Raw genomic sequence first — 13,394 nt, 5'->3', positions numbered from 1 at the left:
TTCTTTCCTCAGTTAAAGATCTTCCGGCCAGGGGAAGCATTCCGCCGTGATCACCGGCGTGTGGTAATAATTCTGTAAAGCCTCGATCAGGCGCGCCGGACGTTCCGGAATGCCTTTCTCAAGATATTCCATCACCTGCGCATGAACGCGGCGCTGGAACACGATACGGTCTGGCTCGAAGTCGCCTTCGAGGTTGTCACAGCTCACGTTGAACGGGAAACCCGCCGCGACGCAGAATAACCATTCCAGCGCCTGCGGTTTGACTTCCACATCTTCAAACTGCCCCTGCGTCGCCGCGTCACGTCCGTCCGGGCAGTACCAGTAGCCGAAGTCCACCAGCTCGCGACGCGCTTTTCCGGCGATGCACCAGTGCGAAATCTCGTGCAATCCGCTGGCGTAAAAACCGTGAGCAAAAACGATGCGGTTATACGGCACTTCAGCATCAGCGGGAAGATAGATCGGTTCGTCGTCGCCTTTAATCAGACGGGTATTAAAATCGTCAGCAAAACAGCCGTCAAAAATCTCAATCAGCTGTTCGTATTTATGCGTACTGTTCATTAGTGCATCCCCAACCAGGTGAGGATCTCCTGTCCATGGCTGTCATAAAGAAGTTTGGCGCTCATTACCGCCGAGACGATAACAATCATTGGGCGGATAAGTTTTTGTCCTTTGCTTAACACCAGACGCGAGCCTGCACGCGCGCCCAGGAACTGCCCCGCCATCATCACAAACCCGGTTGCCCAGATAACCTTGCCGCCGATGATAAACAGCAACAGGCCACCGAGGTTTGAGGTTGCGTTGAGCACTTTGGCATGGGCGGTTGATTTGGCAAGGTTAAAGCCGGCCAGCGTCACGAACGCCAGCGCATAAAATGAACCGGCCCCCGGGCCGAAGAAACCGTCGTAAAAACCCACACAGCCACCGGCAATCAGAGCAAATGGCAGACCGTACAGACGACGCTGGCGATCTTCTTCACCGAGTTTTGGCATCAGCAAGAAGTAAAGCCCGATGCAGATGACCAGAATCGGCAGGATCTGGCGCAAAATGTCGGACTGCACGTGCTGGACCAGCAGCGCGCCCGACGTCGAGCCAATAAAGGTCATCAGGATATTGAGCTTCTGATCGGCAAGGCTCACCACCTTACGGCGGATAAAATAGAGCGATGCCGAGAGTGAACCGCCGCAAGCCTGCAGCTTATTCGTGGCCAGAGCCTGCGCCGGGCTCATGCCCGCCGCCAGTAGCGCGGGTACGGTTAACAGCCCACCGCCGCCCGCAAGAGCATCGATAAAACCGGCCAGCATGGCCACAAAGAACAGCACCACCAGCAGCAGCGGCGACACCATAAACAGATCGACGAAATTATCCATTAAAGTACATGCTCATCCAGTAGCGCCTGGCAGGAAGGCGGCAACGGAGGCGGTGTCTTCTTCTCAGGCTTAGAGGTTCCAGGTTTGGCTGGCTCAAACCAGCTTTGCAGTTCATATCCGCAGCCATCGCCCGACGGCGGTAGCGGCTGATCTTCACATTCCAGGCTGTTCGCCGGGCAACGCAGACGCACGTGCATGTGAGCACGGTGCTGGAACCACGGGCGGACTTTGCGCAGCCAGTCACGATCGGTTCCGGCATCCAGGCAGAGCTGCTGTTTGATAGCCGGGTTGACGAAAATCCGCGTGACGTCGTTATCTTTTGCCGCCAGCTTGATCAAACTGAAGACATCCTGCGACCACAGCGAAGGCACAACGTTTTTACCGTCGCTTGCCACCAGATCCAGCGCCTGCGGTTTTAACAGTTGGGAAGACGTCCAGCGCGCTTTCGGCAGTTGCAGGAAGATATCGACATCCAGTCCGGTCTGGTGACTGGCGTGCCCACTGTTAAAACGACCACCAGCAGGCATCCCCATATCGCCAATCAACATCGTGCCCAACCCCAGGTTATGCACCTGGTTCCCCAGACGCTGGATGAACAACACCAGATCCGGGTGGCCGAAATAACGACGCTGATCGGTACGCATCACCTGGTAGGTATCGGACTGCAGCGGAAGCTCCTGGGCACCGACGATACAGCCGTTCGAAAAGGCGCCAATGGACTGCGCGCTCCCCGACACCGGGTGGGTGATTTTTTGCCATGGCGTCGCAGCCTGACTGGCTCCACTGGCAAGCAGCGCCAGCAGAGCAATTGCGGTTTTTTTCATGTTTACCAGCGTGGAATGGTGGTCGTCACATCCGCATTCTGCGCGCGCTGGCGCAGGAAGTGATCCATCAGTACGATCGCCAGCATCGCCTCGGCGATCGGCACCGCGCGGATCCCCACGCACGGATCGTGACGTCCTTTGGTGATCATCTCAACTTCTTCGCCATCGCGGTTAATCGTGTGGCCCGGCACCGTGATACTGGAGGTCGGCTTCAGTGCGATGTTGGCAACAATCTGCTGCCCGCTGCTGATCCCGCCGAGAATGCCACCCGCATGGTTGCTCTGGAAACCGGCTTTAGTGATTTCGTCGCGGTTCTGGCTGCCACGAAGCTGAACCACGTCAAAACCGTCGCCAATCTCTACGCCCTTCACCGCGTTAATGCTCATCAGCGCGTGGGCGATATCGGCGTCGAGACGGTCAAATACCGGCTCGCCCCAGCCCGGCGGCACGCCGTCCGCCACCACGGTGACTTTTGCACCAATGGAGTCGCCCTCTTTTTTCAGGCCGCGCATCAGTTCGTCCAGCGCCTCCAGCTTATCGACATCAGCACAGAAGAACGGGTTCTGTTCAACCTGCTCCCAGTCTTTGATTGCCAGCGGAATGTCGCCCATCTGTGTCAGACAGCCACGGATCACGATGCCAAACTTCTGCTGCAGGTATTTCTTGGCAATCGCCCCTGCGGCCACGCGCATCGCGGTTTCACGCGCGGAAGAACGTCCACCGCCGCGATAGTCACGGAAGCCGTACTTTTGCTCGTAGGTGTAGTCAGCATGGCCTGGACGGAACACGTCCTTGATAGCACCGTAGTCCTGAGAACGCTGATCGGTGTTTTCGATCAGCAGACCGATGCTGGTCCCGGTGGTGCGGCCTTCAAAGACGCCGGAGAGAATTTTAACCTGGTCCGGCTCGCGACGCTGCGTGGTGTAGCGAGAGGTGCCCGGACGACGACGGTCAAGATCGTGCTGTAAATCGGCTTCGGTCAGTTCGATGCCTGGCGGGACGCCATCAACGATACAACCCAATGCCAGCCCGTGTGATTCACCAAAAGTGGTCACACGGAATAACTGTCCAATACTGTTTCCTGCCATCACGGCTCCGATGTTGTTGTTTGTGTTTGAGCATTGTGAAACGGGCCGAAGCCCGCTGGATTAATCTTTATAGATACTGAAGTGTTCACGCGCGTCGAGCAGTTGCGCTTTGGTCAGCATAAAGACGCCGTCACCGCCGTTGTCGAACTCAAGCCAGGTGAACGGCACATCCGGGTACTGCTCTATCAGATGTACCATGCTGTTGCCTACTTCACAAATCAGAACACCGTCGTCGGTCAGATAATCCGGCGCGCAGGCCAGGATGCGACGCGTCAGTTTCAGGCCGTCAGAACCCGAAGCCAGACCCAGTTCCGGCTCGTGGCGATATTCGTTCGGCAGATCGGACATGTCTTCCGCATCAACATACGGCGGGTTAGTAACGATCAGATCGTATTGTAGCGTTGGCAGATCACGGAACAGATCTGAGCGGATTGGCGTAACGTGGTGAATCAAACCATGTTCTTCAATGTTGTGCTCGGTCACAGCCAGCGCGTCGGTGGAAATATCCACTGCGTCCACTTCCGCTTCCGGGAAAGCATACGCGCAGGCGATTGCGATACAGCCGCTACCGGTACACATATCCAGAATGTGTTGTGGCTGATGGCCGATCAGACCTTCAAAGTGGTTATTGATCAGCTCACCAATTGGCGAGCGCGGCACCAGCACGCGTTCATCGACATAGAACTCGTGGCCGCAGAACCAGGCTTTGTTGGTCAGGTAGGCGACCGGAATACGCTCGTTCACGCGGCGGATCACACGTTCAACAATGCGGTGTTTTTCGCTGGAGGTCAGGCGCGCAGTGCGCATATCTTCAGGAATATCCAGCGGCAGATAGAGAGAGGGCAGCACCAGCTGAACAGCCTCATCCCACGGGTTATCGGTACCGTGACCGTACCAGATATTGGCGGCGCTGAAGCGGCTAACCGACCAGCGCAACATGTCCTGTATGGTATGCAGCTCGTTTACTGCTTCATCGACAAAAATTTTATCCACTCTTTCCTCCAGGGCATGCTCGCATAATTTTCGGCGGCTAGTTTGCCATGAAGACGGCGATAAATCAGCAATGACGCGTGCCGCTTGAGGTTAAAAAATGCGTTTAGTCGGGTACACTATCGGAAATACGAGATGAGAATGACAAATGAAAAAGAGAACATCGCTCAGCGAGGAGGATCAAGCACTCTTCCGACAGCTAATGACCGGGACGCGTAAAATCGCGCAGGACACCATTGTCCATCGCCCGCAACGTAAAAAAATCAGCGAAGTACCGGTCAAACGGTTGCTGCAGGAGCAGGCCGATAACAGCCACTATTTTTCAGATGAATTTCAGCCACTGCTCAATACGCAAGGGGCGGTGAAGTATGTACGTGAAGACGTCAGCCATTTTGAGCTAAAAAAATTACGCCGTGGGGATTATTCACCCGAGCTGTTTCTTGATCTGCATGGTTTGACGCAGATGCAGGCAAAGCAGGAGCTAGGAGCCTTAATCGCAGCCTGTCGCCGTGAACATGTTTTTTGCGCCTGCGTTATGCACGGCCACGGAAAACATATTCTCAAGCAACAAACCCCCCTGTGGCTGGCTCAACATCCACACGTGATGGCTTTTCATCAGGCACCCAAAGAGTACGGCGGAGATGCCGCATTGCTGGTGTTGATTGAAGTAGAAGAGTGGCAGCCGCCAGAATTGCCCTGACAGAACAGCGGGAAGCATACTCTGCTCCCCGCTATAGCACACGTCACATCAGATAGCTTTTGCCATCTTCAGGTTGCACGGACTCATCTGCCAGTTGAAGGTACCTCTGCCCGTTTCGTCGAGAGTGACATTGGCAATGGCAGATGTCGTGAACATCGGCGGGGTCTCGCCCGGGCAAAGCTCAGATACCAGATAGCCAACCAGTGGCAGGTGAGAAATGACCAGCGCGGAAGCGACACCTTCATTGTACAGCGCCTGAAGATAAGCGCTGACAAGGCCTACATCGCCACACGGGGTGAGTTCAGGGAGAACATCCACACTGGCAGGCAGGTTCATACACTCCCCTACCACGTCCAGCGTCTGTTCTGCACGCAGGAATGGACTCACCAGAACGCGTTCGATGTCCACTTTTTGACCTTTAAGCCAGGTCGCCATCAGACGAGATTCGTCGCAGCCACAGACAGTCAAAGGACGTACTGAGTCACTGGCGGCATCGAGTGCCGCGTCGCCGTGACGCATGATAAAAACTTGCATATTGCACCGCTTTTGTTAACCAGAATCACCGGCGTTAACTACCCGCGATAAATGCTGAGAGGTAGAAAACCCGATGGCCGGGCATTGTGCCTGATCCATTCGGTGAATGAAACGCTGTTTTTTACCTCAATGGCGTAAGTATAGTCAATCTCTGTTTACAAAATCGCCAAAACAGGTTCATTCACTTCAGGATTTACCCTTCTTTGACCTCAACTTACGAGGACAGTTTCCCTTACAGGCCAAAATGTCTGGCCCTGTTCCGCCATCTGCAATAATTCGTCACACGGTGTAAACCGTGGACCATACTGCGTGGCCAGACGTTGCAGAATAGCAACCACTTCACCCGCACCAAGCGTATCCATATAACGGAACGGGCCGCCAAGGAATGGCGGGAAACCAATGCCAAATACCGCGCCGATGTCACCATCACGCGCGCTTTTGATAACCTGCTCACCAAAGCAACGTGCCGCCTCATTGAGCATCATCATCACACACCGTTCAGCACATTGAACGGCAGACAGTTTTCCCTGACCGGTGGTCGAAATAAGCCCATAAACAGAAGGGTCGACCTGTTTCTTGCTTTTACGCCCTTTCGCGCCGTAAAGATAGAAACCGCGTTCATTTTTTCTGCCTTTGCGATCGTCCTTCAAAATTGCGGAAACAATGTTTGCAGGCGGGGTAAAACGATCGCCATAAGCTGCTTCCAGCACAGGTATAATTTTAGTTCCGGTGTCTATTCCCACCTCATCCAAAAGTTGGATTGGCCCAACCGGGAAACCAAACTTGACGAGTGCTTCGTCGACGTGCTCGATTTTCTCGCCTTCTGTCAGCAACCGCATGGCTTCATTAATATAGGGGGCCAGAATGCGGTTAACATAAAAACCGGCTTTGTCCGCCACAACGATCGGTGTCTTACCCTGCATTTTGGCCAGTTTCACCACGGTGGCGACGGTTTGCGGGCTGGTTGTCGCATGCGGGATCACTTCCACCAGCGGCATTTTTTCAACCGGGCTGAAAAAGTGCAGACCAATCACCTGCTCCGGACGCGCAGCCTTAGCCGCGATATCGCCAATCGGCAATGACGATGTGTTTGAGGCAAAAATGGTGTGCGCCGCACAATGTTGTTCAACGTCAGCCACCATCTGCTGTTTAAGCGACAGATCTTCAAACACAGCTTCAATCACCAGATCGCGATGCGCAAAACCGCTGTAATCCGTCGTACCGGAGATCATCGCCAGGGTTTTATCACGCTCACTCGCCCTGATATGGCGGCGTTTGACCTTCTGATCAAGGTTCTGCCAGCTGTACTGCAGCGCGTGGTTGATCCCTTTCGCAGCGATGTCTTTGATACGTACGGGCAATTTACCTTTGCTTGCGGTAACAAAAGATATTCCGCCGCCCATTAGTCCACCACCCAGTACGCCAATGGCGCGTAGTGGACCGGGTTGAGCCTCACTGCCTGGATCTTTTTTCACCTCAGTGCTGGCAAAGAAAATGCTGCGCAGTGCCAGCGACTGGGGCGTCATTGCCAGTTCACCAAAGGCTTTTGCCTCAGCGGCATAACCGCTACTGCTGCCCTGTGATAACCCGGTTTCAATAACCTCAAGGATTCGCTTCGCCGCCGGGTAGTTGCCTTTGGTTTTCTGTTCAGTCTTTTTACCGACCATACTGAACAGCAAAGCACGTCCCAACGGCCCGGCCAGAACGCGCTCGCGTACAGGTAGAGTACGTTTGGTCTGGCGTCCTTTCAGAGCCAGTTCGACGGCGGCCTCCAGCAAAATGGAATGAGGAACCACCTCATCAACCAAACCAGCTTTCAGTGCCTGGCGGGCACGCAGTTGCTTACCCGTCAGGATCATTTCGAGTGCAGTGCTGACCCCCACCAGGCGTGGCAGACGCTGTGTTCCGCCTGAGCCGGGCAGAAGCCCTAACTGCACTTCCGGCAGGCCCAGAATGGTTTTTGTATCATCGGTACAGATACGGCTATGGCAGGCCAGCGCCAGCTCCAGTCCTCCGCCCAGACATGCGCCGTGGATCGCGGCAACCACCGGGATCGGCAGCGCGTTGATCTCCGCCATCACCTGCTGCCCCTGACGCGCCAGTTCTTCGGCTTCCAGGGCACTTTGCGCACGGGAGATCATGTTAATGTCGGCACCGGCAATAAAGTTATCCGGCTTAGCAGAGATAAACACCAGACCACGAATGGCCTTGTTTTCACGGATCTGCTTTAGCATCGCGCGAACCTGAACACCAAATTCAGCCTTCAGGGTATTCATCTTTTCATCAGGCACATCAATAGTGATAACGGCCACGTTATCGAGGCGAACCGTCAGATTAAATGCAGATGGCATATCCATTATTCAGCCTCCAGAACCATTGCTGCACCAAGGCCACCCGCCGCGCAGGCGGTAACAAGGCCAAACCCGCCACCACGACGACGTAGCTCGTGTAATGTTTGCGTGATCATCCTCGCCCCTGTGGCGGCAAACGGATGCCCGTAAGCGATGGAGCCACCCAACACGTTGAATTTGCTTTGATCCACTTCACCAGTGGCATGGGCGCGGCCCAGCACATCACGCGCAAACCGCTCGCTGGCCAGTAACTGCACATTTGCCAGGGTTTGTGCAGCAAAGGCTTCGTGCATATCAATCAGGGTTAAATCAGCAAGCGTCAGCCCTGCGCGATCCAGTGCCAGCGGCGTGGACCAGGCTGGTCCTAACAGCATGTCCTGCCAGACATCAATGGCGGTAAAAGCGTAGCTGCGCAAATAACCCAGGGGAGTAACACCCAACTCTTTCGCGCGGGATTCGGTCATCAGGATCACCGCAGCAGCGCCGTCCGTCAGTGGCGTACTGTTCGCCGCGGTTACCGTGCCATGTTTGCGGTCAAACGCAGGGCGCAGTTTTGCATAATCCGCCAGCGTCGAGGTGCCGCGGATATTGTTATCTTCCGCAAGCGGTTCACGGTATGGCGGGATATAAGCGGTCATCACCTCATCAGCCAGTTTACCTTCAGACCAGGCTTTCGCTGCCAGTTGATGTGAACGGTGGGCCAGCGCATCCTGCTGCTCGCGGGTAATGCCATAGGTTTTTGCCATCTGCTCGGCGGTATCTCCCATGCGCAGCCCCGTGGAATATTCCGCTACGGCAGGAGGCACAGGCATCAGGTCGCGCAAGCGTAAACGAGAGAACAGTTTGAGCTTCTGTCCGGTTGTGCGGGCTTTGTTGGCATCAACAAGGATACGCGCCAGCTTTTTGCTGACGCCGATCGGCAGTACTGAAGAGGAGTCCGCTCCGCCGGCAATCCCGGCACGAATGGTGCCCGCCATCAGGCTTTCAGCCACGTTAGCAACAGCCTGGAAGCTGGTCGCACACGCGCGGCTGACGCTGTAGGCATCAGTATGGACATTCATTCCGGTACCGAGGACGATTTCCCGCGCAATATTAGGTGCTTCAGGCATCTGCACGACCTGACCGAAAACCAGTTGTTCGATGACCTCTGGCGGAATTTCGCTTCGAGCCAGCATCTCCCCCACCACCATTTTGCCCAGGTCAACAGCCGGTATGCCATGAAACGCCGTTGCCTGACGCGCAAATGGCGTACGCAATCCACTGACAATGGCAATGCGATCGCCCTGACGGGTAATAAGCGGTAATGCCTGACTCATAACACTCCCCTGTAAAATTTATTGCGCAAACATAAAGTGGTCTGACCTGATAATAGTCTTAACCATTTTTTTACATTCAGCCAATCAGGGAAACGAAAAAGTGCGAGCTAAAACACAGAGAAGAAAAAGAAAATGCCTCTGCATGGCAGAGGCATTTGAGAGGTATGCCAGCGGGCAAAAAGAATTAACGCAAACCCAACTGGAAAATCAGCGTTTCTGCTTCGCAGGCGAACACAAAGTCGATATCCAGCTTCACGCCGCCTTCCACTTCAGTAAAGGTAGACTTGATTTCACACGGTTCGGATTCCACATCACGCGCGCGCTTGCTCAGCGCGACCAGGGTCTCTTCCGCTTCAGTACGGTTGGTGAATACACGGCTGTAAGAGGCGGTGCAATCGGAGTTGTCCATGATGGTACCAACATCCATACAGCAGCAAACCGGGGTTTCATCAGCACTGCATTTACTCATAGCTCAATTTCCTCTGTATTCGCGCAGGACGCGAGATAAACACGATGCTGATATTTTACGCCCCGACGCTGGCTCTCTCCAGCCGTTAATGGCGTAAAATCGGATAAGTGACCAATATCACACTAAAAAATGATCTAAAACAAAAACCACCCTTTTGGGTGAGTCGCGATGGTCACATTTTTGCCAACCAGATCTCGTTTCAAGAAACATGTTTGAAAATATTAATAAACAAACTTGCAACATTCTAGCTGGTCAGACCTATACTCTGGCCACTGGTCTGATTTGTCTGTCATACCTCAGACCCTACACTTCGCGCTCCTGTTACGGTATGTAACAATTATTGAATAAAAATAACTCAATGAGGTTATGGTCATGAGCCAGAAAACCCTGTTCAACAAGACTGCGCTGGCAGTCGCAGTGGCACTCGTATCCACTTCCGCATGGTCAGCGGGCTTTCAGTTAAACGAATTTTCTTCCTCTGGCCTTGGCCGCGCATATTCCGGGGAAGGCGCCATCGCTGATGATGCGGGTAACGCGAGTCGTAACCCGGCACTGATTATGATGTTTGACCGCCCGACGTTCTCTGCCGGTGCAGTCTATATTGACCCGGATGTTAATATCTCTGGTAAATCGCCGTCCGGTAAGAGCCTGGATGCGGATAATATCGCCCCAAGCGCCTGGGTCCCTAACGTACATTTCGTTGCACCTATTAACGATCAGTTTGGTTGGGGGGCATCTGTTACCTCTAACTTTGGTCTGGCGACCGAATATGGCGATAACTATGCAGCGGGCACGATGGGCGGTAAAACTGACCTGACTACCGTTAACCTGAACCTGAGCGGCGCTTATCGACTGAACGACAACTGGAGCTTTGGTCTTGGTTTTGATGCGGTTTACGCAGACGCAAAAATCGAGCGCTATGCGGGTGACGCCGGTATGCTGGCTGCCGGCCAGATCCTTTCTCAGGTACCAAACCTGCCTGCAGCAGCACGCCCAGCCGCCATTGCCAAAGCCCAACAGCTGGCGGCCATCCCGGCCGATACCCAGATTGCACGCCTGAAAGGCAGCGAGTGGGGCTACGGCTGGAACGCGGGTATTCTGTATGAGCTGGATAAAAACAACCGTTGGGGTTTGACCTACCGTTCTGAAGTTAAAATCGACTTCGACGGAGATTACAACAGCAACATGAGCACCGCCGTCCCAGGTTTCCCGTATCCAACCGGTGGCAGAACTATTCCGGGTTCTCTGACGCTTAACCTGCCAGAAATGTGGGAAGTTTCAGGTTACAACAAAGTTGCGCCACAATGGGCAATTCACTACAGCATGGCTTACACCAGCTGGAGTCAGTTCCAGGAGCTGAAAGCAACCGGCTCTAATGGCCAGACGCTTTTCTATAAGGATGAGAGCTTCAAAGACTCTTACCGTATCGCGCTGGGTACCACCTACTACTACGATACTAACTGGACCTTCCGTACCGGTATCGCCTTTGATGATAGCCCGGTTCCGGCTCAGACCCGTTCCATTTCTATCCCGGATCAGGACCGCTTCTGGCTGAGCGCAGGTGCGACTTATGCGTTCAATAAAGATGCTTCTGTTGACGTAGGTGCCTCTTACATGCACGGTCAGACCGTGACCATCAAAGAAGGTCCGTACGAGTTCCGTTCTGAAGGTAAAGCCTGGCTGTTCGGTACTAACTTCAACTACGCGTTCTAATCACGCGGGATCAAAAAAGGTGAGCATCGCTCACCTTTTTTATTTACTGCGAATCAATATCTTTTAGTTCGTTTTCGATAGCCTTCGCGTTTGGATTCTCTTCCGGCTTCAGCTTACCGCCGTTGGCAATAAAGTCATGATTCTGGAAGTACGCTTCACGCACCATAATATACGGGTCAGAAGACTGGCGCAGCAGACCATCAGAGTCGAGCAGTTGCGCGCGTGTTTCAATCCCTTCCACCGTCCATTTACCAATAGACAGCGGCCAGGTTAGCCACGACAGGACCGGATACAGCGTATCCACCATATCACCGCCATCATCACGAATCGTGAAACTGCCATAGAACGGCAGATGGACATACGGGCCGTAACCTACGCCATAATGCCCCAGAGTACTACCGAAACGGTGCGGCTGTTCACGCTGCAGTTTCGGGTTGGCCATACCTGCAACATCAATGAAGCCCCCCATCCCCAACAGGGAGTTCAGGAAGAAGCGAGTAAAGTGCACCATCCCCTGATACGGGTCACCCTGCAGGAAGAAGTTAACCATAACCGCAGGCTCTTCGAGGTTGCTGGTAAAATTACTTAACCCATTACGCGCAGGTTGCGGAACATAATCACGCCATGCCACTGCCACCGGGCGAACCACATACGGATCCAACACGTTGTAGTTGAAGCTATACATTGAGCGGTTAAATCCTTCGAGAGGATCGGAGCGTCCCGTTTGCTCTCCAGAGCTGGCGCAGCCCACAAGCATCGTCGCGCCCAACGCAAGCGCCGACAGCCGAAGTTTCATAAATATCTCCCTGTTCAGTTTGGCTATCGTTGATTGCCATCCGTAACGGAACCTTTAAATGCTCCGTCTGTAAACGTGCAAGCGATTGTAACAGCACGTTTACCGATGTCTATGAGCACAATTACGGGCAGTAACCAGCGTGACTCTGATCTCAGCATAGCCTGGCTTTTGGAATTCGTTTCGCTGGCAATTTTATAATGTGTTTGAAAGAGATGTCTCGCCTTTGTTGCTATTGCCACCAATTTAAGAGCTTCCCCACAGGCAGCCCAATAAAAACCGCTACGCTTAGAAGAAAATCAACCTGCGGGAGTGATTATGAAAGAAGTAGGCGAAGAAAAAGTGGATGAAAGTAACGAGAAGATTGAAATTGAGAGCGAAGAGAAAGCCCGCGGCGAGAAGATAGAAATTGACGAAGATCGCCTCCCCTCCCGCGCGATGGCGATCCACGAGCATATTCGCCAGGATGGCGAAAAAGAGATGGAACGTGATGCCATGGCCCTTTTCTGGTCAGCTATCGCTGCCGGGCTTTCAATGGGCGCTTCTCTGCTCGCAAAAGGGATCTTTCATGTTCAACTGGACGGTGTGCCCGGCGGTTTTTTACTTGAGAATCTCGGCTATACCTTCGGCTTTATTATCGTCATCATGGCGCGGCAGCAGCTGTTTACGGAAAACACTGTTACCGCCGTTCTGCCAGTAATGCAAAACCCTACCTTCGGTAATTTCGGTTTACTGATGCGTCTGTGGAGCGTGGTCCTGCTGGGCAATATCATCGGTACAGGCGTCGCGGCCTGGGCATTTGAATATATGCCGATATTTGATGAACCCACCCGCGATGCGTTTGTGAAAATTGGCATGGATGTGATGAAAAACACACCAGTCGAAATGTTCTCCAATGCCATCATCTCCGGCTGGATTATCGCCACGATGGTCTGGATGTTCCCTTCAGCCGGCAGCGCCAAAATTGTGGTAATCATCTTGATGACCTGGCTGATTGCACTGGCTGACACGACGCATATCGTGGTGGGTAGCGTTGAAATACTCTATCTGGTCTTTAATGGCACGCTTCACTGGAGTGATTTTTTCTGGCCATTCGCTCTGCCGACGCTCGCGGGCAACATCTGCGGCGGGACGTTTATCTTCGCGCTGTTAAGCCATGCGCAAATCCGTAACGACATGTCGAACAAACGCAAAGCAGAGCTTAAGGCACGGGAAAATGATGATAAATCGACAAAAAAATCGACCTGAA

General features: G+C 53.6%; 13 protein-coding genes. 3 read left to right on the top strand and 10 right to left on the bottom strand.

Annotated elements, in window-relative coordinates; all coding sequences use genetic code 11:
• Positions 1–12: 12 nt before the first annotated feature.
• Genes HED65_RS04575 through prmB form a run of 5 tightly spaced genes read right to left on the bottom strand, consistent with a single transcriptional unit; the run spans position 13 to position 4,272 of the window.
• On the bottom strand, positions 13–558 hold the full coding sequence (locus HED65_RS04575; protein ID WP_033146101.1) for an elongation factor P hydroxylase: 546 nt from the start codon (positions 556–558) through the stop codon (positions 13–15).
• Complete coding sequence (locus tag HED65_RS04570; RefSeq protein WP_114977619.1) at positions 558–1,367, bottom strand: sulfite exporter TauE/SafE family protein; 810 nt, start codon at positions 1,365–1,367, stop codon at positions 558–560. The genes HED65_RS04575 and HED65_RS04570 overlap by 1 nt, the downstream gene beginning before the upstream one ends.
• The gene (gene mepA, locus HED65_RS04565) at positions 1,367–2,191 is read right to left on the bottom strand and encodes a penicillin-insensitive murein endopeptidase (protein ID WP_114977618.1); all 825 of its coding nucleotides are present in this window, start codon (positions 2,189–2,191) and stop codon (positions 1,367–1,369) included. The genes HED65_RS04570 and mepA overlap by 1 nt, the downstream gene beginning before the upstream one ends.
• 2 nt (positions 2,192–2,193) lie before the next feature.
• Positions 2,194–3,279, bottom strand: a complete 1,086-nt coding sequence (aroC, locus tag HED65_RS04560) for a chorismate synthase (protein WP_114977617.1) — start codon at positions 3,277–3,279, stop codon at positions 2,194–2,196.
• Positions 3,280–3,339: 60 nt separating this feature from the next.
• The gene (gene prmB / locus HED65_RS04555; protein WP_008502612.1) at positions 3,340–4,272 is read right to left on the bottom strand and encodes a 50S ribosomal protein L3 N(5)-glutamine methyltransferase; all 933 of its coding nucleotides are present in this window, start codon (positions 4,270–4,272) and stop codon (positions 3,340–3,342) included.
• Positions 4,273–4,417: 145 nt separating this feature from the next.
• Here prmB and smrB point away from each other — a divergent pair, with 145 nt between their 5' ends.
• Positions 4,418–4,969 carry an endonuclease SmrB gene (gene smrB, locus HED65_RS04550; protein WP_114977616.1) on the top strand — a complete coding sequence of 184 codons (552 nt, stop codon included), beginning with the start codon at positions 4,418–4,420 and terminating at the stop codon, positions 4,967–4,969.
• Positions 4,970–5,017: 48 nt separating this feature from the next.
• Here smrB and sixA read toward each other — a convergent pair whose 3' ends face one another.
• From sixA to HED65_RS04530, 4 genes are all read right to left on the bottom strand, one after another.
• Entirely contained in the window at positions 5,018–5,503 is a 486-nt protein-coding gene (gene sixA, locus HED65_RS04545; RefSeq protein ID WP_028016199.1) for a phosphohistidine phosphatase SixA, read from the bottom strand.
• A gap of 209 nt (positions 5,504–5,712) precedes the next feature.
• Complete coding sequence (gene fadJ, locus HED65_RS04540) at positions 5,713–7,860, bottom strand: fatty acid oxidation complex subunit alpha FadJ (RefSeq protein ID WP_114977615.1); 2,148 nt, start codon at positions 7,858–7,860, stop codon at positions 5,713–5,715.
• Positions 7,860–9,170, bottom strand: a complete 1,311-nt coding sequence (gene fadI, locus HED65_RS04535; protein WP_114977614.1) for an acetyl-CoA C-acyltransferase FadI — start codon at positions 9,168–9,170, stop codon at positions 7,860–7,862. Before fadI ends, fadJ begins: the two co-directional genes overlap by 1 nt.
• A 184-nt stretch (positions 9,171–9,354) precedes the next feature.
• Positions 9,355–9,639, bottom strand: coding sequence for a YfcZ/YiiS family protein (locus HED65_RS04530; RefSeq protein ID WP_114977613.1), 285 nt, complete (start codon positions 9,637–9,639; stop codon positions 9,355–9,357).
• Between the two features lie 366 nt (positions 9,640–10,005).
• Between HED65_RS04530 and fadL the strand changes: the two genes are divergently transcribed.
• Positions 10,006–11,352, top strand: a complete 1,347-nt coding sequence (fadL, locus tag HED65_RS04525; protein WP_114977612.1) for a long-chain fatty acid transporter FadL — start codon at positions 10,006–10,008, stop codon at positions 11,350–11,352.
• Between the two features lie 43 nt (positions 11,353–11,395).
• Here fadL and mlaA read toward each other — a convergent pair whose 3' ends face one another.
• Positions 11,396–12,148, bottom strand: a complete 753-nt coding sequence (gene mlaA, locus HED65_RS04520; protein WP_114977611.1) for a phospholipid-binding lipoprotein MlaA — start codon at positions 12,146–12,148, stop codon at positions 11,396–11,398.
• 315 nt (positions 12,149–12,463) lie between these two features.
• On the opposite strand from mlaA, the gene HED65_RS04515 reads away from it, so the two are divergent.
• Positions 12,464–13,393 (top strand): formate/nitrite transporter family protein, encoded by a 930-nt coding sequence (locus tag HED65_RS04515; RefSeq protein ID WP_114977610.1) that lies wholly within the window; start codon positions 12,464–12,466, stop codon positions 13,391–13,393.
• Position 13,394: the final 1 nt, after the last annotated feature.

Origin of the sequence: Pantoea sp. LS15 (genome assembly GCF_012241585.1) — a bacterium.
Classification (GTDB): Bacteria; Pseudomonadota; Gammaproteobacteria; order Enterobacterales; family Enterobacteriaceae; genus Enterobacter.
Note: the sequence above shows the minus strand (reverse complement) of the source record. Positions and strands in the feature narration are given on the sequence as shown.